Raw genomic sequence first — 18,113 nt, forward strand, 5'->3', positions numbered from 1 at the left:
GCGACTGAAAAGTCGCTCTTTTTATTTTTAAGTTGTTTGTTGTCATTTCACAGGAAGTGGACTAACAATTTTTACATTTTGGAAGGCAATAGCTCCTCTTACAATGCCTGTAATAACTTTATGAAGCGCCTCAATAATTTGAAGCTTTAGTTCACTTTTATGATAAATCAAGCTCACTTCCCTTGCCGGACTCGGTTCGTAAAAGTAATGTAGGTTTTTCTTGTAATTTTCGTTAAGATCAAAGGTGTGTAGGTAAGGAAGTAAAGTCATTCCCAAACCTTCGTTTGATAATTTGATCAAGGTTTCAATACTACCACTCTCTAATTGGAATTGATCTGATTCTTGATTTTTAAACGTTTTACACAAATTGATGATGCCCTCCCTAAAACAATGGCCATCTTCTAGAAGTAGCATATCATCTAACGATAACTCTTCTATTTTGATTTTATCTTGAGAATGGAGTTTGTGATTCTCTGGAATATAACCAACAAATGGTTCGTAATATAAAACGCGTTCTTTAATATGTTCATTCTCTAGAGGAGTTGCAGCGATAGCCGCATCTAAATGACCTTCGGTAATTCTAGAGATGATCTCCTCCGTTGTTAATTCCTCAATCTTAAGATTGATTTTTGGGTATTTTTTGATAAAAGTTTTCAAAAACATGGGTAATAAGGTAGGCATGACTGTTGGGATGATACCCAATCTAAATTCTCCCCCAATAAAGCCTTTCTGTTGGTCGACTATATCTTGAATTCGGTAGGATTCATTTACAATGTTTTTGGCTTGAATAACTATTTTTCTTCCAACTTCAGTTAATTCAATGGGTTTTTTACCTCTGTCAAAAATTAAAACGTCTAATTCATCTTCTAATTTTTGAATTTGCATACTCAAAGTTGGCTGAGTTACAAAGCACTTTTCTGCAGCTTTTGTGAAGTTTTTATGTTCGGCTACAGCCAAGACATAATATAGTTGAGTTATTGTCATAAGTTATATTGATTGCGGCTATAAAATTATAAAAACTATCAATAAAACTTATCGAATAGATTGTTAATTATAGATTAAATTTGTAGTAGAAATAAGATAATAAAACACATAGATATGACATTGAATAGTATAGGATTAGATGAAAAAAATACCAAAGCATTAGCAGAAGACCTGAATGTGCTTTTGGCTAATTTTCAAGTGTATTACCAAAATTTAAGAGGTATTCACTGGAATATTAAAGGAAAACGATTTTTTGATCTTCACGCAAAATTTGAGGAATTATATACCGATGCGAATTTAAAAGTAGATGAAATTGCAGAACGTATTTTAACTTTAGGATCAACACCGCTACATACTTTTGAGGATTATACGAATTCGGCTAAAGTACCAGTAGGTAAAAATATTTCGGAAGATGAAAAAGCAGTGAGATTGATTGTTGATTCGTTAACAGAATTGCTTAAAATTGAAAGAGATATTTTAGGCAAGTCAGATGAGTTTGATGATGAAGGTACCAATTCCATGATGAGTGATTTTATCACCGAGCAAGAAAAGACCGTTTGGATGATGAAAGCTTTCCTTGGTGAAACTGTATAATTAATAATAGAAAGATTGAAAAAAGCGCCCTTATCCTAGGGCGCCTTTTTTTTAAAACCTGACAGTCATTTCGATATCCTGATCGGTAACCTCAAATTTGGCGTCATTAAAGGATGGAGGTCCAAATAACATCGGATTGTTGCTCATTCCATAAGACTCAGCTGGCATTCCTGAACCGTCAAAATCCATGCGGTTGTTGTCATTTTCATCATGTAACACCATGATGGCATAGGTTCCTGGCTTCACATTATCAAATGTGACCTGCACCTTTCCATCGGTTATTTCTTTCTTGTATCCTTCAATGCCCTTTCCTTTCATAAAAGTTTCCTGATTGTGAAGCCCTATTAAAGCATGTCCCTTTTCATTTAAAAAATTGTTGACATGAATGGTTACTGTGTAAGTTGATTTTTCTTCTTGAGCTTGTGTTACAAATTGCGTCAAAAGACAAACGATAAAAATAGCTAGAGTTCTCATAATTGTAATGTGTTTCTTGATTAATACACTTCAAAGATTGTTGAATAACACAAATTTGGAAATAATTATTTCCTGAATTGTAGGGAAAGTGGAGTGAATTGTAAAAAGGTTTATAGAAGCCCTTTGGCTTTTACTTCTAGGTATTTATTAATAGCATTGACAGTCAGGTTTTCTGGTTTGGTAAGTATGGTTTGTATCCCGTGTTTTTGCAATTCCCTTACCATCGTATACTTTTCAAGGCTGAATTTTTCGGCGATAGTCTTATGGTAAATGCTGTTTAAGTCTTGGGTTGGTATAGAAATTAATTCTTCTAGTTCCGTATTTTCAAAAATAATAACGACGAGTAAATGCTTTTTTGCTATTGCTTGAAGGGACGGCAATTGTCTTTTAAGAGCACTAATATGTTCAAAATTAGTATAAAGCATGAGCATGCTCCTATGACTTATTTGTCTTTTTACTTGGGCATAAAGTCTTCCAAAATCAGAATCCTGAAACTGAGTATCGATATGGTATAACTGATCCATGATTTTATTTAAATGGGTCAGTTTATCTTGGGCAGGTAAAAAAGCTTCTATGTTTTTGGAAAAAGTAAGCAAGCCTATTTTATCGTGTTTCTTTAAAGCAACATTACTAAAAGCGAGGGAAGCATTAATGGCATAATCCAATAGTTTTAATCCTTCAAAAGGCATTTTCATGACGCGTCCTGTATCAATGATGGAATAAATAGGTTGGGACCTTTCATCTTGATATTGATTGACCATCAGTTGGCCTGTTTTTGCTGTAGCCTTCCAGTTAATGGTTCTGAAATCATTTCCAGGCACATATTCCTTAATCTGTTCAAATTCTTGGGTATGCCCAATACGTCTTATTTTTTTAAAGCCAAATTCGGTTAAATGATTGCTGATAGCTAGAAAATCATATTTCTGCATTTGTACAAACGAAGGATAAACTGCTACGGTATCATGTTCTTGAAATGTAAATTTTCGCTTGATTATTTTGAGTCCGGTGGAAACAAAAACATTGAGGTTTCCAAAGATGTATTCTCCACGATCTACAGGTCTTACAGTATAAGAGAAATCTTTTGTTTCATTTGGTTTTAGAGCTGTCCGATACTCAAAATCACGCTTTTGAAATTGCGCAGGGAGTTCATCAATTACTTGAAGCCAAGTTTTGATGGGATATCGGTTATGTAAACTGATATGGACTAGATTGTCATCACTGTTGGAAAATTTTTTTGGAAGCCACCTTTTTGCTTCAAATGCATTTTTAAATCGGTAAAGCAAGATCAAATCAATACAGGCAACTAGAGAAATGATTAAAACCAATACCCAAGCCAGAGGATATAACCAGTGAATCCAAAATGATAGGAGGAAACAGGCTGACCCAAGGGCTAGAACCTTGAAAAAATTTGGATGAATGTAAAGTGATTTTAAAAATTTCAAGAACTCAAATTTTATCGTGGTACTTCAATAGATTGTATGATCATATCTAAAACGCGTTCGGTACTTAGGCCTTCCATTTCTCTCTCTGGAGTTAGAATAATGCGGTGATTCAAGACTGGTTTGACCGCTCTTTTAACATCTTCTGGAGTTACAAAATCTCTTCCAGACATGGCGGCAAAGGCCTTAGCGGCATTTAAAATGGCAATAGAGGCTCTAGGGGATCCACCCAAATATAAATGGGAATGGTTTCTGGTTTTAGTTACCAATTCTGCTATATATCTAATGATTTTTTCTTCAACAAGGATTTGTTGGGTTTTTTCTTTAAAATCGGCTAATTGTTTGGTATCAATGATAGATTCTATTAAAGTATGTGGTTTTTCACCTTTTCTTTGGTGATGGGTTTCAATAATTTTTATTTCATCTTCCAGTTGAGGATAATCCACCTTCACCTTAAAAATAAATCGGTCTAATTGCGCTTCTGGCAATGCATAGGTACCTTCTTGTTCTATAGGGTTTTGGGTAGCAAGAACCATAAAGGGATCTTCAAATTTATAAGTGTGTCCATCTATGGTTGCTTGTCTTTCCTCCATAGTTTCAAACAAGGCAGCCTGTGTTTTTGCGGGTGCTCGATTGATTTCATCAATAAGAATGACATTAGAGAAAATAGGACCAGATTTAAATTCAAAGTCTGATGTTTTCATGTTGAGAATCGAAGTTCCCAATACATCACTTGGCATTAAATCTGGAGTGAATTGAATACGGCTAAAATCGGTTTTCAATACCTTGGCAAATAATTTGGCAGTTACCGTTTTGGCAATACCAGGAACACCTTCTATTAAAACATGGCCATCAGCCAACAAAGCGGCTATCAAAAGGTCAATAAATTCTTCTTGGCCTACAATCACTTTTCCCAACTCACTTTTAATGGACTCAACGGCCATTTTTAATTCTTCTAGCGGGACGCGGTTATTAAATTCTAAGTTGTCGCTTTCCATGTATTTTTTGATTTAAAGGTGTCTATTTTGGTTTCCAATAACTCCAATTCTTTTACACTAACATTTAAGGCTTTATTTAACGATGCAATCCATTCAAACAGAGCCTTGGTATCGTCTAGGGAATTGTTACTTCTAGCCGATAGTTGAGATAAAAATTGATTGTCTATTGTTTGTGTATCTAAGTAGTAATGGGTTCTAATAAAATTTAAAAAATATTGAATTTTATGATGTGCCATTTCCTTGTGTTTTCCTTGTTCCAAATACATGTTTGAAATGGTTCTGGTAAAATCCAAGGTTTGGTTTTTTAATGGAGGAATAACCGGTATCGGTCTTTGCTTGCGCTTACCCTCAAATATAACATACAGCAAAACGCCTAAAAGCATGAGGTAATAAGCCCATTTCAATTCTTTGTTATTTAAAAATACGTACAAGGGAGAGATGTAAAATGTCTTTCCCGTTTTGTAGTGATTATCAAATAAAATGGGTTCTTCAGGAGGAAAATAAGACATCAGTCCTGCTGTAAAGTCTTTATTGGTGTTCTTTAAGATGAAATAATTGGTAAAGACTTGGGGTGTTGTACATAATATAATATGTCCTTCGCCAAAGGATTGATATGCGGTTGTAATATGCTCTTCCTTTAATTGCTGTGTATTTTCCTTTATAGCACCAATAACTGCCACCCCGGTTACATCAGATGAATCTACTTTTTTGAGGTAGTTGATATAATCCATACGATCTAATGGAAATAGATCGGAGGAAAGTTGTGGATTTTTTAGCCCTAATGAAAACGCATTATCCATATTGTCAAAATTGCTCAATAAAGACGTTTTTAATTGCAATGTATCCTGAAGCCTTTTTGGTATTTCCTCTGAGGCAAATAATAGGGTGTTACCTTTGTCTACCCAATTAAGCAACGTTTCCAATTCGTCTTCACCTAATCCAATATTGTTGTTCAGCAAAACATAAGTTCCCGAAATAGAATCATTATAGGTCAAAAACTCATAGGGAGATTGATTGATATCAATCAGTTGTTCTTTTCCAAAATGGGACTCCAACAAATCGTGGAAAACATAAGTTCCAAATGGAATTTTGTGTTGTTTGGCATAGGATGGAAACCAATTCACCTTTTCTGGCTTGGTGTATTCGGCTAAAACCATCAGAACAATAATCAAGATGGCCAAACCTAAATATATTTTCCCCTTTTTATTCATGCCGCTTGGATGGTTTGGTTGAAATCTTGAAATACGGTTTGGTACTTGAAGTATTTTTCCTCATTAATAAGAAACGACCCATACCACACATAATCGTAAATTCGGGTAAGGTTGGTAAACGAGGTTTTTAGGTCAGAATTGTTAAGTTCCCAAATATAATCTGTATTTGTTTTATCTGGTTGCCAGTTAATCAATTCCTTTTCTGTTAAGCGTTTTAAGGTCAACAAATATTGATACCTCAGTGCGAGTCTAAATTGTTTTTCTTTTAAGGCGTCTAGAATAAGGTTTTCAAGGTCTGCCTTTTTAATCAATTCTTCTTCGAGAGTCAAAGAAATACTGCCCTCAGGTTTCTTCCCGGTAACAAGTGTTTTAGTATTGAATTTCAAGAAGAGTTTAATTAGCAAATAGACCAAAACTACTAACAGAAGATATGGTAGTGCCTTTAAAATCATGCTAAAAATACCGCTCGCTTTTTCTACCCCAAAAATGGCTTCCAAGATTTTTAAAAGGAGATTTCTTAACCAAATCATGAGATCATCCCAAAAGGGAATTTCGGTTGGTGTTTCCGAATAATCAAAATCGGAGTCCTCGAGGTAGGGCTCCAATTCTGATTCTGAAATTTCTTGAACCTGAAGAGGCGTGTGATCGGCAGCAACCACCAACGAATCTACTTGAGCAAATCCATGCCAAGTAGTAAATAGAAATAAGATGCCGATTAATAATTTCATTTAAGAATCAGATCCGATAGATTCGATTTGCTCAAAAGTACCTGTTAGGTGTTTTTTCTCATTAAGGTTGAAGTACACCAAAACAGCACTAATTACCAAAACAAGGTTTAACACGTACTGAAAAAAGTACGCTATTATATTGAGAAGAATCATAATTGGGTCAAAAAAACTGCTCATATCCGATGGGTCCAATTCAATTGAGAATGTTCCTATTTTTATCATGCTATATAACGAAGCAGGGAGACTAAATGCATAACCTGCAATCGTAATAATAATGTACATGATGATTAGGGTAAAGAAAGTCATCCAGAACTCATCTTTGATTAAGGTAAAACTGTAACTATAGGAATCAGACACATCTTTATCTTCAAAGACATAAATGGAAAATACTATAAACATGGGGACCATTAAATACAGAACGGGTAGAAAGCAAAGCATAGCACCTATTATTAGTGTAATCCATTTCAAAATTCCTAAGCCCAAAAAGCCGGTGATTTGTTGGTAAACCGCTTGTTTTATTTCACTTTCATTGATAACACCATTATTATGAATGTAATTTTTGATGTAATGCAGTGCAGAGGCACTTGCAAAAACATAGGCTAGAATGGCAGATACTACAAACAATCCAACCGAAAGAAGCATGATGCCACCACTAAACAAACCATTTCTTGAAGAGCTGTTGAATTCAAACATGTCTACAGCTGCATATAGATAAAAAACCATGCAACCCAAATAGATTAAAATAAATGGGGCGCAAATTTTTAGAATGGTACTGAAAAAGGGCTTGTATTCATGTCTTATAAAACCAAAGCTATCACTTATGATTTCACCGAGTTCACGTTGCTTTTTAAATTGAAAGAATGTTTTCATGTTGGTTACTAGTAGATTTTTTATTGAGATAAATTGGATAATAGACGTAATAAAATAGAATGAGGCCTAATGAAAGGGCAATTATAAAAATGGCTAACCAATCGGGCATTTCGGTATGTCTTGTGACAAACCCTTCCAAAAATCCAGCGACGATAAAAAAAGGAATGGTGCTCATTAAAATTTTTAAACCACTTTTTATACCTCTTTTAAAAGCTTCTAGTCTGGTGTAGGTTTCTGGAAAAAGCATGCCTTCTCCTAACGTCAGTCCAGCACATCCAGCCACAATGATAACAGATATTTCGATGGTTCCATGAATCCAAATGGTTCTAGCTGATTCCCAAAGCAGTCCTTTTTCATAAAAAAAGTATTGAAAACTACCTAACATCAATCCGTTTTGCAGCATAATATACAAAGAGCCAATACCAACCAAAAGGCCATAAGCAAAGGCCATAAGAGCTACCTTGATGTTATTAAGTGTGATGCCTAAAAACATATTGAACTCACCTTGTTGCTTATACACCGCCATGGGGTCTCCTTTTTCAATGTTTTCTAGGGTCATGTTGACATAACCATCACCCAAAAATGAACGAACAAAGTCCCCTTCACTAGCTGCAGAAAAGGCTCCTATGATAACGAATAGTGCAAAAACTAAAAAAGCAATGAGTAACTTTCTTTGATGGTGGTAGAATTCCATGGGGAATTCTTTGGTGAAAAAGGTGATGATCCTGTTTTTAGATTCTTTTTTGGTCTTGTAAATTTTTTGATGAGCGCTGGAAGCCAGTTGATTGAGATAAAATTCAGTATTGCTTTTTGGGTAGAAGGTTTTGGCATAACTCAAATGATCTGTTATTTCGATATAAAGGTCAGAGAGATCATCGGGATTCATGGAGATTTTATTTGAAAGAAGGTTTTCAAAAGTGGACCATTTATCCTTATTTTGCTTCACAAAAGCAGCTTCACGCATTTATAGGGCTTTTGCTTTCAAAGAAAAGAAAATATGGAAGAATTTCAAATTGAAACCGCGCAAAATATAGGGATAAACCAAAACGTTGCCCACTTAGGAGATAGAATGTTGGGTTACTTGATTGATTCTTTGGTGATTTTCCTATATATGTTTTCGGTCATTATGTTGCTCAATACGTTAGGGTTGGATATGATGGATTCTTGGTCGGTTTACTTAATAGCTAGTTTACCTGCTTTTATGTATTATGTGTTGTTAGAAACGTTTTGGGACGGTAGAACCATTGGTAAATATGCCGCCAAAACCCGAGTGGTAAAGTTAGATGGTTCTAAGCCTGCTTTCTCAAATTTTTTGACCAGATGGTTGTTGCGTATTATTGATGTAACCCTAACAAGTGGAGGGTTGGCTGTGTTGACTATTTTATTGAAAGGTAACGGGCAACGTGTAGGGGATATAGCTGCCGGAACGACTGTGATTAGTGAAAAGCAGAGAGTTCGCTTAAGGGATACCATTATGGTTCAATTGCCCGATGATTATCAACCTAAATACAGTCAGGTGACTGTATTTTCTGATCAAGAGATGCAGACTATTAAAAGTTTATATGAAACGGCCGTATCTAAGGGGCAACACAATGTGATATTGTCGCTTTTTAATAAAACCAAAGACGTTATGCAAGTGCAGCCGGAGGAGTTGCCCATGGATTTTATCAAGCGAATTATCAAGGATTATAATTACTTTACACAGCAAATGTAATTGATGGTTGAAGGTGTTTTCACAGAGGAGAATTTCATTTATCTGATTGAGATTTTTGGTACCATAGCCTTTGCTATTTCAGGCGTATTGGTAGCCCTAAATAAGCGAATGGATTTTTTTGGCATCATCATCATTGCTTTTGTGACTTCGGTTGGGGGTGGGACATTACGTGATGTTTTAATGGGGTATACACCTGTTACCTGGATGACCCACTTAATCTATGTTCACCTTATTTTAGGTGCTTCTGTTTTTGCTATTATTTTTAGACACAAATTGGATCGGTTGAGACGATCGCTTTTTTTATTTGATACCATAGGTATTGGTCTGTATACGGTAATTGGGGTAGAGAAGGGTCTTTCGGCAGATTTAGATCCCCTGATTTGCGTAGCCATAGGGACCATGTCTGCCTGTTTTGGAGGTGTGATAAGAGATATTTTGTGCAACGACATCCCAGTAATATTCAGGAAGGAAATTTACGCAACGGCTTGTATCGTTGGTGGAACCACCTATTTTTTATTAAGTCAATTGCCGATAGAGCGTAATTGGGTTTTTGTGATTTCAGGCCTAGTGGTTATAACAATTCGTTTGGTGGCGGTAATTTTTAAAATCAGTTTACCAGATATTTATAAAAGATCTAATCGATAATCCTGACACTTTTGATATAAATGTTGTGAACGGGCCAATCAGAATCATCTGTTTTCTGTTTGGCAATTTCATCAACAACATCCATACCATTTATGACCTTTCCAAAAATGGTATAGGAGCCATCCAAATGATGTGCGCCCCCTTCCTGTTGAACAATAAAGAACTCATAGGGAGATGCTAACTTATAAGCATTTTCAATTTCACTACTAGGCATACTAATGACGCCACGATCGTGTTTAAAACCACGTTTGGTGTCTGGTGGTAAAAGATATTTTCCTATTCCAGCTCGTTTGTTCATGATATCTGGGTCATCGGTACTACCTCCTTGAACAATAAAGTTGTTGATGACTCGATAAAATTGGGTGTTGTCAAAATACTTCCTTTTGGTTAGGTAAATGAAATTAGCCCGATGGAATTTGGTTTCATTAAAAAGCTCGATATCAATATCTCCAAAATCTGTCTTTATTCTTACCTTATTTTCTTTGTTGTGTTTTTCATATTCCAAAAAAAACTCCATCGCTGTTTTATCTGTGAGAAATGGAAATTCTGGTTCTTTTTCTTCGACAGTATCTTTTTTAACGACTTCTTTTTTTTTGGTTTTTGTTTGATTAATAGGGGTTCCCTTTTTAATTTTGGTATTGTTGTTACAGTTTAAGAGAAGTAGGGAAAGAAAAATGACGGAAAAATATTTCATATAAGGATATCTTCTTGTAAGCTGCAAAATTCAAAGAGAGGTCAATGAATTTCGATAGGTTTATAAATATAGTGCCAAAATTAAAAAATATACCTCTTCCAGCCGAATCATCTCAATTTAAAATGTCTCCACCATTCCGACAGGAACTTATAAAAAGGGAGCAAAAAAAGATGAAATTCGCTAGGAAGGCAGGTGTAATGGCCCTGTTTTATCCAGATGTGACCAATACCACCAAACTCATTTTAATTTTGAGAAAAACCTATAGGGGTGTTCATTCGGCTCAGGTGGCATTTCCGGGAGGGAAAGAGGAGGAGCACGATGATTCCTTAATGGCGACAGCTTTAAGGGAGACCGCAGAGGAGGTTGGTGTGCCAGAGCATCAAATTGAGGTTTTGAGAGAAATGACGCAAGTTTATATTCCGCCCAGTAATTATTATGTCTATCCTTTTATTGGGATTTCTAAAGAAACGCCTCGTTTCATCAAACAGGAAACCGAGGTTGAAGAATTATTGGAAATTACTTTTCAGGATATGATAAGCGATTCCAATGTGGTGACAGAAATTGTAAACACGAGTTATCAAAAAGCCATTAGTGTACCTGCATTCAAATTAAACGGTAAAATTGTTTGGGGAGCTACTGCCATGATGCTCAGTGAGATTAAAGACTTGTTAAAGCAAGCCCTGTAAATTTCTTACTTTTATTACCTTTGTACCCTTAATTAAGCATGAAACAAACATGGGGTTGATAAAAAAGAATCCTTTCGGACATATCCTTTTTTTGAAAAAGTGGCTCATTAGAAGCATGGGAGCAATAACCCACAGGAGGTTTAGAGGGTTTAATGAATTACAGATTGAAGGATCTGAAATCATCAGAAACCTCCCTGAAACCAATGTGCTATTTATTTCAAACCATCAAACATACTTTGCCGATGTGGTGGCTATGTTTCATGTATTCAATGCGAGCTTGAGTAATAGGGATGATTCTATCAAGAATATAGGATATCTATGGAACCCAAAGTTGAATATCTATTATGTGGCGGCTAAGGAAACCATGAGATCTGGATTTTTGCCTAAGGTTTTGTCTTATGCAGGAGCTATTCCTATTGAAAGAACCTGGAGGGCAGATGGTAAAGAGGTTAACAGACAGGTGAAAATGAGCGATATTACCAACATCAAAAAAGCACTTCAAGATGGTTGGGTCATTACATTTCCGCAGGGAACTACCACGCCATTTAAACCCATTAGAAAGGGAACCGCCCATATTATCAAACATTATGAACCCATTGTGGTGCCTATTGTTATTGATGGTTTTAGACGGTCTTTTGATAAAAAGGGCATACGTGTGAAAAAGAAGAATATCCTGCAGTCTATGGAGATAAAGGAGCCTTTGGATATCGATTATAAGAATGAAACCATCGAACAGATTGTTGAAAAGATTGAATATGCCATAGAGCAACATCCATCCTTTCTAAAGGTGATACCAAAAGATGAGGTTGAAGCCCATATGGCGCTTAACAACAAGCGTAGGTGGCACCCCACTGAATATTAGATTTCCAGTTTTTTTAATTCTTTATAATTTCTATTTAGGCCTTTCAGTAAAATCCCATACACCAACCAATAGAATAATAGAAATACGCCAATAAGTAGAACTAAAGCTATGAAAACCGTAGCAAAGAAAATGGCGTAAAACTTAAATATTTCACCATTTGCAGAGGCCTGACTTAGGTGGTCGTTTAATTCCTGGTTCTTGTCAAATTCAATAAAAAGAGCCGCAATAAAGCATACGATTAGGTAAATAATATTGAAAGCCACATATTGCTTGACGGTTCTTCTTGTTTTTAGGATATTTTCCATCAGTGCTTTAGCACTATCAGTCACAGAAATTCTTTTGTAATTTTTAAAGAACGCGATAAAAAAGTAAATCAAAATTCCAAAACCAATTATGGCTATAGGAACAAGGATGTTCTCTCCGTGGAGTTCTCTAAAATGCTTCATGCTTTCTGTATCCCTAAAGGCAACGCTGATAAAAGACCAAAAAACAAATTCAATGATGCTGATGATAAATATCCATTTCACAATGGAGGATGACTTCTTCAAAATCATCTTATAAATATCGTCATAGGACAATTTAGGATAGTTTTTATCCTGTTTTTGCCAATCTTTTTTCAATAATTCTAACTCATCCATAGCACTACGGATTTAAAATGGTTTTTAGCTTGGTTTTAATTCGGTTCATCTTCACACGGGCATTAACCTCGCTTATACCAAGAGTCTCACTAATTTCTCTATAATCCTTGTCTTCTAAATACAAGAAAACTAAGGCTTTTTCAATGTCGTTCAATTGATGTACTGCTTGATACATCAATTTGAGTTGTTGTTCTTCGGTGTCATCATAAGGTTCTGATTTGATTTTAAACTGAACCATATCAAATTCCTGTGTGTTGACACGTCTTTTTGATTTGCGATAAAGAGTTATTGCTGTGTTCAATCCCACCCGATACATCCACGTACTGAATTTGGAGTCCCCTCTAAATTTAGGATAGGCTTTCCAAAGTTGAATGGTGATTTCTTGAAAGAGATCATTGTGTGCTTGTTGGTTATTGGTGTACAGTCTGCACACCTTATGCACAATATTTTGATTCTCCTCAAGTAGTTTTACAAAGCTATGTTCTAACTCTTTACTCAATCAAATGGTTGTTTAGTTTTCCTATAGGTATACGAAAACGTTATAATGTTACAAAACTTATAAAATCTTTATAAAAATAGGCTTTATAAGGGTTTTGCAATACATTTGTTATACAAATTTAGCACCATGAAAATACCTGAAACCAACCTCCCAAGGGTGGTTGTTGTTGGTGGCGGTTTCGCTGGAATCAACATTGTAAAGAAATTGGCTAACAAACCCGTTCAAGTCATTTTAATTGATAAACGTAATTACCATACTTTCCAACCTTTACTATATCAGGTTTCTTCCGCTGGATTAGAAGCCGATGCCATTGCATACCCTCTACGGAAATTTATTAAACGCTATAAAAATAGTTTCTTCAGACTGGCAGAGGTACATCGTGTGGTTTCAGAGGAAAATAGAATTGAAACATCTATAGGAGATATTACTTATGACTATTTGGTTCTGGCTTTAGGTACAAAAACCAATTATTTTGGAAATGAGACCATTCAAAAATTTGGAATGCCTATGAAAACGGTGCCTCAAGCTCTAAATATCAGGAGTTTGATTCTTCAAAATTTTGAAAAGGCTGCCATAGAGGATGATTTGGAAGAGGTTAAGGCTCTACTTAGCTTTGTTATCGTTGGTGGTGGGCCAACAGGTGTGGAGTTGGCTGGTGCTATAGCAGAGTTGAAAAATCAAATTCTCCCACGGGATTATAGGGATTTAAACTCAGACTTGATGGAGATTCATTTGCTGGAGGGTAGCGATCGTGTATTGCCGCCTATGAGTCAAAATGCATCCAAAAAGGCAGAGAAGTTTTTAAAACGATTGGGAGTTCAAGTCCACTGTAACACATTTGTAAAAAATTATGATGGGGTAAAGGTAACCACCAATACTGACCTCAAACTGGAATCGGAAACCTTAATTTGGGCTGCTGGAGTTACATGCAGAACAGTTGAAGGATTACGTGACGAATGTTATACAGAACGTAACAACCGACTCAAGGTAAATGAGTATAACCAAGTGTTGGGATATGACAATATTTTTGCTCTTGGTGACATTGCCAGCATGGAAAGTAAAGACTATCCAAAAGGGCATCCTCAGGTGGCTCAACCAGCTATTCAACAAGGGAGTTTGTTAGGTAAAAACTTACTTAAATTGATTGCAGGAAAATCGATGAAGAAATTTAAATATATCGATAAAGGTTCCATGGCCACCATAGGAAGAAATAAGGCTGTAGTTGATTTAAAGCCTTATAAATTTGGCGGATTTTTTGCTTGGTTTATTTGGATGTTTGTTCACTTAATGGCCTTGGTTGGATTTAGAAATAGAGTCATTACTTTCTTTAATTGGGTGTACAATTACATCAATTTTGATAAGGCATCACGCTTAATTATCAGACCATTTAAAAAGTTAAACTGATAATTTAAAATAAGTAAATTATATATCTGATTAGTAGATTGTTAAGGTGTTTCTATAAATTTTATCTATCGTTGTTTTATAAGGCCTAAAACAATGAAAAGTTGTGCTGTTGCATACGTAAACATAATACTTAAATGTGACATTGCCAAAGGGGTGTAAAATTTATTGATTGCTAGAATGCTATCAGATATCAAAAAGAAAATAGCTCCTAAAAAAACGAGTAAAAAACTGGAGGCTGATACTTGTTTTATTCTTAAGAATGAGGTGACGGCCATGATCAAAATGACTCCCATATATATCGCTACAGGTACCATGAAATCTCCAAGATGATTTTTTAAGAGGTGAAAAATTAAAATGGCATAACTAGCTAAAAGGGCATATAGTAAATAAGGTTTTTTATGCGGATTTCTTCGCTTAAGAAAAGTTGAAATATACAGTAGGTGGGCCAGTAAAAAGGCAATTAATCCAGCCAGAAAAAAGCTTGAGGTATGTTCTGCAAATAGAAGTAAAATGTCACCTGTAAGAGAACAAATTAATGCTAAAAGTGTTAGTGATTTACTTATGCCATCTAGGTGTTTTGCCCGCAATAAAAAGAAGATGATGAGCGATAAAACAAGGAGAGGTTTGGTTATTATTCTATAAGGTTGGAGACTGGCAAAATGGGAGCATATAAGTTCAATGGCCAGTAGCAAGCAAAAAAAGGCGATAAATCCTTTATTTGATGTCATAGGTTTTTAGTTTGTGTGTGTTCCAAATATAAATATTATGTCAAAAATTTAAAAGGAGTTTTATGATGGTTACCAATCCAATTAATAGGATTAAGGAGAGTGAAATCTTTCTGAAACGGTCTTGTGGAATATAGTTAAGTATGAACTTTCCTATGTAGGTTCCAACGAACCCAATGACAAACAAAAAAGGAAGATATGTAAGTTCTTGTTTTTGAATATAGCCATTGTCATAATAAACAAAGGTCCTTGAGAAGTCTATCAATAAGTCAATAAAAGCTGAGGTGGCTATAAAGACATTTTTCTCAAGATTAAAGGCCGCCATGGTCAAACCTCTTATGGCTCCTCCCGTACCAAGCAAGCCAGCTGAAAACCCAGATAGGGTTCCTCCTGCAATGGCATTTCTATTCGTAGGTTTAAATGTGAGAGTGTTTTTTATAAGGAACAACAGGCTTAAAGCCACTAGAAAAACACCAAGGAATACCTCAAGCCAAAAACTATTGACCATTTTAGATAAATAACCTCCCAAAATAACAAAAGCCACAGAGGGAGCTCCTATGTAAAGCAGTAGTCTTTTATCTAATCCCTTTTTGAACAGGAAAACCTTACTTAAATTACTTGATAAGTGAAAAATAGCGGTCATCCCAAGAACCGAATAGAAGTCGAAGTAAAAATTACCTAAAGGAACAAAAAAGACAGAGGATCCAAAGCCGCCTATGGTGCCAATTATTTCGGCTACTAAGGCCAACAATAGAAAAATAACCCGAATGTTCATATCTCAGGAAATAGTTCCATTAAGGTACAATTATTTAACCAGAAAAAACATGAATAATGTCAAGTTAAGCCATAAGAATCCATTAGGGCTTATGGATTCAAGTTTAGAAGAGAAAGGTTTAATTATTCGGCTGTAACAGGGTCAATTATAGAATAAACTCTTTCTACAGAATTTGCAGGAAACCCACCTTGTTGGGCGTGTTCTCTAACCATTTCTTCATTAGGTGCATTATAAATGCAATAAATTTTATTGCCAGTTACATAACTGTGTACCCATTGAATTTGTGGTCCCATTTTTTCCAAAACACCACAGGATGTTTCAGAAATGGCCTTTAGCTCCGTAGGACTTGATTTACCGATATTCGGAATATCCCGCTCAATGACATATTTAGGCATGACAAAAAGGTGTTAAACCCTACTCGTATGGCTTTTCGGTTCCGCCCCGTTTGGTTTGGTCTCTGGACTCCAAGCTATTAATCAGTCCAAAAATTGGTTTAGTTGTTGGTTTGTTGAAAAAGCATTTAGTCTTCTAAAGGTACAAAAAGGAGTGATACATTTTAAATTTAAATGCGTTTTTATTTTTAAAATGTTAGGTAAAAATGAAGATACACCCAAATTAGAAAGTATTGCTATTAATCAGTATTTGGGTGTATCTGTAAAGACTTAATTGACGGGGGCAGGGGGAATGTAACTTGGTACTACATTCTCGATGGGTTTGATGGATTTTAAGTATTCAAAAATAGCCATCATATCTTCTTCCTTCATATCGACATAAGATTCCCAAGGCATGGGAGGCATTAAAGGTCTGCCATTTTCCATTCCTTTATATTTTCCTTTAGTCATAGCTATTTTAAATTGATCGTATGACCAACTTCCTATTCCTGTATCATCTGGGGTAATATTGGCACTAAATGAAACTCCCCAAGGGCCAACAGCAGCTGTTAAACTATTGTTGAACAATAACCATTTATCAGGTCCTAAAGCTTCTGTAACAATCGCTGGGAGGGTATCATTGGCAGGATGCCCCATTAGCCAACGATCCGTATCAGGTACGGGGCCATTGGGTGTCATTTTTTTTGGTGTATGGCAATGATCACAACCTATGGTTTTGGTGAGGTATTCGCCTCTAGTAATTAGTTCTTCTGTTGTGGGTTCATTGGTAACGGTAGTCTCAATAGGTTCCGATTTTTTATCAACGCAGTTAAAAAATAAAATGACAATAAAAATTGGAACCACACTGAACAGGTTTTTTCGAGTCATGTGGAAAAGGTTTTGGTTGGTTTGTAAAGTTTTGATTTACGTTAGCATTCTGATATAAATATAATCATTTTTTAATATTAAATTAACTAAACGTCTAAAATTCAATTATTTATTTATTGACAAGAATTGAATTACGAATATGCGATAGAAAGCCACTTAGAGAATTTATGGGCTTAAAGGCTATACTATTGTCTTATTTTTGAAAAGCAAATGGTATCACAAATAGGGTTAATTGTCATGAAATCCTTTTCCATTTAGGATATGGGAGGTATATTTTTCTATTCTCGAGGCTTTTGTTTTAGATTGTTTTGGAGCTGAGAAATAAATGAGATAGCCTCTTTGTCTGCCCGGTGTTAGTTTGTAAAAAGCCGCTTTGAATGCAGGGTCTCTTATAAAGACCGTATCCAATTCTTCTGGAATAGGTTGCTCTGGAGCTTTGTCCAAATCTACTTTTAACCCCTTTTCTTCCACTTCCATAGCTTCAAAGATGTATTCTTTTATTTTGGAGCGTAATGCTTGAAAGTTTGTTTGTTTATCCAATCGAATCAACCTAACTATTCTGGAATTTTCTCCAGGCTTGTCAAGTATTTGGTATGGGTCTTTTAAAAGTATTCCCTTAAAAAAACTAAGGGTACAATTGTCTTTAAAGGCATTAATTAATAAGATATTGTTTCCTTTGTATGTGTAACAAGGGATGCTCCATTTTAACTCCTCGGTCAAACCGCATTCCAAAACTAGAGTTCTTAAATGACGTAATTCATTTTGCCAAAGATGCACCTTGCAGTCTGAAGTTTTGTATAGACTACAGCGTCCGCATCCATCTTTTAGATAGAGATCTACGGCATTATGGTTGGAATGAGGTTGCAAAATAAAAATGCATGAGATTAAAAAATAACCTGCTTAATTTTTTAGAG

General features: G+C 35.5%; 22 protein-coding genes. 6 read left to right on the forward strand and 16 right to left on the reverse strand.

All coding sequences use genetic code 11. The features are described from left to right. Positions 1 to 42: 42 nt before the first annotated feature. A complete protein-coding gene (locus GZ212_RS11535; protein WP_166960330.1) occupies positions 43 to 984 on the reverse strand; it encodes a LysR substrate-binding domain-containing protein in 942 nt (313 codons plus the stop codon). A 114-nt stretch (positions 985 to 1,098) separates the two neighbouring features. Here GZ212_RS11535 and GZ212_RS11540 point away from each other — a divergent pair, with 114 nt between their 5' ends. Then, positions 1,099 to 1,578, forward strand: coding sequence for a Dps family protein (locus GZ212_RS11540; RefSeq protein WP_166960333.1), 480 nt, complete (start codon positions 1,099 to 1,101; stop codon positions 1,576 to 1,578). Between the two features lie 51 nt (positions 1,579 to 1,629). Here GZ212_RS11540 and GZ212_RS11545 read toward each other — a convergent pair whose 3' ends face one another. The 7 genes from GZ212_RS11545 to GZ212_RS11575 form a co-directional block, all read right to left on the reverse strand. Further along, on the reverse strand, positions 1,630 to 2,052 hold the full coding sequence (locus GZ212_RS11545; RefSeq protein WP_053971697.1) for a DUF2141 domain-containing protein: 423 nt from the start codon (positions 2,050 to 2,052) through the stop codon (positions 1,630 to 1,632). Between the two features lie 110 nt (positions 2,053 to 2,162). Then, positions 2,163 to 3,494: a DUF58 domain-containing protein gene (locus tag GZ212_RS11550; RefSeq protein WP_166960336.1), complete on the reverse strand. Its 1,332-nt coding sequence runs from the start codon at positions 3,492 to 3,494 to the stop codon at positions 2,163 to 2,165. 11 nt (positions 3,495 to 3,505) lie between these two features. Beyond that, on the reverse strand, positions 3,506 to 4,489 hold the full coding sequence (locus GZ212_RS11555; protein WP_166960339.1) for a MoxR family ATPase: 984 nt from the start codon (positions 4,487 to 4,489) through the stop codon (positions 3,506 to 3,508). Continuing rightward, a complete protein-coding gene (locus GZ212_RS11560) occupies positions 4,471 to 5,700 on the reverse strand; it encodes a DUF4350 domain-containing protein (protein WP_166960342.1) in 1,230 nt (409 codons plus the stop codon). Before GZ212_RS11560 ends, GZ212_RS11555 begins: the two co-directional genes overlap by 19 nt. Next, entirely contained in the window at positions 5,697 to 6,428 is a 732-nt protein-coding gene (locus GZ212_RS11565) for a DUF4129 domain-containing protein (protein ID WP_166960345.1), read from the reverse strand. The genes GZ212_RS11560 and GZ212_RS11565 overlap by 4 nt, the downstream gene beginning before the upstream one ends. Next, positions 6,429 to 7,298 (reverse strand): hypothetical protein, encoded by an 870-nt coding sequence (locus GZ212_RS11570; RefSeq protein WP_166960348.1) that lies wholly within the window; start codon positions 7,296 to 7,298, stop codon positions 6,429 to 6,431. Next, on the reverse strand, positions 7,276 to 8,262 hold the full coding sequence (locus tag GZ212_RS11575) for a stage II sporulation protein M (protein ID WP_166960351.1): 987 nt from the start codon (positions 8,260 to 8,262) through the stop codon (positions 7,276 to 7,278). Before GZ212_RS11575 ends, GZ212_RS11570 begins: the two co-directional genes overlap by 23 nt. A 33-nt stretch (positions 8,263 to 8,295) precedes the next feature. Between GZ212_RS11575 and GZ212_RS11580 the strand changes: the two genes are divergently transcribed. Together GZ212_RS11580 and GZ212_RS11585 are read left to right on the forward strand one after the other, a co-directional pair. Then, entirely contained in the window at positions 8,296 to 9,012 is a 717-nt protein-coding gene (locus tag GZ212_RS11580; protein WP_166960354.1) for an RDD family protein, read from the forward strand. 3 nt (positions 9,013 to 9,015) lie between these two features. After that, complete coding sequence (locus GZ212_RS11585) at positions 9,016 to 9,657, forward strand: trimeric intracellular cation channel family protein (RefSeq protein ID WP_166960357.1); 642 nt, start codon at positions 9,016 to 9,018, stop codon at positions 9,655 to 9,657. Here GZ212_RS11585 and GZ212_RS11590 read toward each other — a convergent pair. After that, positions 9,647 to 10,351 carry a peptidylprolyl isomerase gene (locus tag GZ212_RS11590; protein WP_166960360.1) on the reverse strand — a complete coding sequence of 235 codons (705 nt, stop codon included), beginning with the start codon at positions 10,349 to 10,351 and terminating at the stop codon, positions 9,647 to 9,649. The two genes, GZ212_RS11585 and GZ212_RS11590, sit on opposite strands and share 11 nt — an antisense overlap. Positions 10,352 to 10,521: 170 nt before the next feature. On the opposite strand from GZ212_RS11590, the gene GZ212_RS11595 reads away from it, so the two are divergent. Then, positions 10,522 to 11,037: a CoA pyrophosphatase gene (locus tag GZ212_RS11595; RefSeq protein ID WP_336245953.1), complete on the forward strand. Its 516-nt coding sequence runs from the start codon at positions 10,522 to 10,524 to the stop codon at positions 11,035 to 11,037. Positions 11,038 to 11,086: 49 nt separating this feature from the next. After that, complete coding sequence (locus GZ212_RS11600) at positions 11,087 to 11,899, forward strand: 1-acyl-sn-glycerol-3-phosphate acyltransferase (RefSeq protein ID WP_053971710.1); 813 nt, start codon at positions 11,087 to 11,089, stop codon at positions 11,897 to 11,899. Here the strand turns inward: GZ212_RS11600 and GZ212_RS11605 are convergent. Both GZ212_RS11605 and GZ212_RS11610 read right to left on the reverse strand, forming a co-directional pair. Beyond that, a complete protein-coding gene (locus tag GZ212_RS11605; RefSeq protein WP_166960363.1) occupies positions 11,896 to 12,537 on the reverse strand; it encodes a hypothetical protein in 642 nt (213 codons plus the stop codon). The genes GZ212_RS11600 and GZ212_RS11605 overlap by 4 nt on opposite strands. A gap of 4 nt (positions 12,538 to 12,541) precedes the next feature. Beyond that, positions 12,542 to 13,036: an RNA polymerase sigma factor gene (locus tag GZ212_RS11610; protein WP_053971712.1), complete on the reverse strand. Its 495-nt coding sequence runs from the start codon at positions 13,034 to 13,036 to the stop codon at positions 12,542 to 12,544. 126 nt (positions 13,037 to 13,162) lie between these two features. Here GZ212_RS11610 and GZ212_RS11615 point away from each other — a divergent pair, with 126 nt between their 5' ends. Continuing rightward, the gene (locus tag GZ212_RS11615) at positions 13,163 to 14,440 is read left to right on the forward strand and encodes an NAD(P)/FAD-dependent oxidoreductase (RefSeq protein ID WP_166960366.1); all 1,278 of its coding nucleotides are present in this window, start codon (positions 13,163 to 13,165) and stop codon (positions 14,438 to 14,440) included. A gap of 65 nt (positions 14,441 to 14,505) precedes the next feature. Here GZ212_RS11615 and GZ212_RS11620 read toward each other — a convergent pair whose 3' ends face one another. The 5 genes from GZ212_RS11620 to GZ212_RS11640 all read right to left on the reverse strand — a co-directional run bounded on the left by GZ212_RS11620 (position 14,506) and on the right by GZ212_RS11640 (position 18,066). After that, on the reverse strand, positions 14,506 to 15,168 hold the full coding sequence (locus tag GZ212_RS11620; RefSeq protein WP_166960369.1) for a lysoplasmalogenase: 663 nt from the start codon (positions 15,166 to 15,168) through the stop codon (positions 14,506 to 14,508). 40 nt (positions 15,169 to 15,208) lie between these two features. After that, positions 15,209 to 15,940, reverse strand: coding sequence for a sulfite exporter TauE/SafE family protein (locus GZ212_RS11625; RefSeq protein WP_166960372.1), 732 nt, complete (start codon positions 15,938 to 15,940; stop codon positions 15,209 to 15,211). Positions 15,941 to 16,062: 122 nt separating this feature from the next. Next, a complete protein-coding gene (locus GZ212_RS11630) occupies positions 16,063 to 16,335 on the reverse strand; it encodes a DUF4242 domain-containing protein (protein WP_053971716.1) in 273 nt (90 codons plus the stop codon). Positions 16,336 to 16,602: 267 nt separating this feature from the next. After that, positions 16,603 to 17,199 carry a diheme cytochrome c-553 gene (locus GZ212_RS11635; protein WP_166960375.1) on the reverse strand — a complete coding sequence of 199 codons (597 nt, stop codon included), beginning with the start codon at positions 17,197 to 17,199 and terminating at the stop codon, positions 16,603 to 16,605. Positions 17,200 to 17,427: 228 nt separating this feature from the next. Further along, positions 17,428 to 18,066: a YdeI family protein gene (locus GZ212_RS11640; protein ID WP_166960378.1), complete on the reverse strand. Its 639-nt coding sequence runs from the start codon at positions 18,064 to 18,066 to the stop codon at positions 17,428 to 17,430. Between the last annotated feature and the right edge of the window lie 47 nt (positions 18,067 to 18,113).

This window comes from Mangrovimonas sp. CR14, assembly GCF_011764015.1.
In the GTDB taxonomy this organism is placed as follows: Bacteria; Bacteroidota; Bacteroidia; order Flavobacteriales; family Flavobacteriaceae; genus Mangrovimonas; species Mangrovimonas futianensis.

Coding starts and splice junctions, on each gene's coding strand:
- GZ212_RS11560 (WP_166960342.1), bottom strand. CDS start 5,700: ATGAATAAAAAGGGGAAAATATATTTAGGTTTGGCCATCTTGATTATT.
- GZ212_RS11625 (WP_166960372.1), bottom strand. CDS start 15,940: ATGAACATTCGGGTTATTTTTCTATTGTTGGCCTTAGTAGCCGAAATA.
- GZ212_RS11590 (WP_166960360.1), bottom strand. CDS start 10,351: ATGAAATATTTTTCCGTCATTTTTCTTTCCCTACTTCTCTTAAACTGT.
- GZ212_RS11635 (WP_166960375.1), bottom strand. CDS start 17,199: ATGACTCGAAAAAACCTGTTCAGTGTGGTTCCAATTTTTATTGTCATT.
- GZ212_RS11615 (WP_166960366.1), top strand. CDS start 13,163: ATGAAAATACCTGAAACCAACCTCCCAAGGGTGGTTGTTGTTGGTGGC.
- GZ212_RS11620 (WP_166960369.1), bottom strand. CDS start 15,168: ATGACATCAAATAAAGGATTTATCGCCTTTTTTTGCTTGCTACTGGCC.
- GZ212_RS11540 (WP_166960333.1), top strand. CDS start 1,099: ATGACATTGAATAGTATAGGATTAGATGAAAAAAATACCAAAGCATTA.
- GZ212_RS11580 (WP_166960354.1), top strand. CDS start 8,296: ATGGAAGAATTTCAAATTGAAACCGCGCAAAATATAGGGATAAACCAA.
- GZ212_RS11605 (WP_166960363.1), bottom strand. CDS start 12,537: ATGGATGAGTTAGAATTATTGAAAAAAGATTGGCAAAAACAGGATAAA.
- GZ212_RS11585 (WP_166960357.1), top strand. CDS start 9,016: ATGGTTGAAGGTGTTTTCACAGAGGAGAATTTCATTTATCTGATTGAG.
- GZ212_RS11600 (WP_053971710.1), top strand. CDS start 11,087: ATGGGGTTGATAAAAAAGAATCCTTTCGGACATATCCTTTTTTTGAAA.
- GZ212_RS11575 (WP_166960351.1), bottom strand. CDS start 8,262: ATGCGTGAAGCTGCTTTTGTGAAGCAAAATAAGGATAAATGGTCCACT.
- GZ212_RS11570 (WP_166960348.1), bottom strand. CDS start 7,298: ATGAAAACATTCTTTCAATTTAAAAAGCAACGTGAACTCGGTGAAATC.
- GZ212_RS11545 (WP_053971697.1), bottom strand. CDS start 2,052: ATGAGAACTCTAGCTATTTTTATCGTTTGTCTTTTGACGCAATTTGTA.
- GZ212_RS11595 (WP_336245953.1), top strand. CDS start 10,522: ATGAAATTCGCTAGGAAGGCAGGTGTAATGGCCCTGTTTTATCCAGAT.
- GZ212_RS11555 (WP_166960339.1), bottom strand. CDS start 4,489: ATGGAAAGCGACAACTTAGAATTTAATAACCGCGTCCCGCTAGAAGAA.
- GZ212_RS11630 (WP_053971716.1), bottom strand. CDS start 16,335: ATGCCTAAATATGTCATTGAGCGGGATATTCCGAATATCGGTAAATCA.
- GZ212_RS11565 (WP_166960345.1), bottom strand. CDS start 6,428: ATGAAATTATTAATCGGCATCTTATTTCTATTTACTACTTGGCATGGA.
- GZ212_RS11535 (WP_166960330.1), bottom strand. CDS start 984: ATGACAATAACTCAACTATATTATGTCTTGGCTGTAGCCGAACATAAA.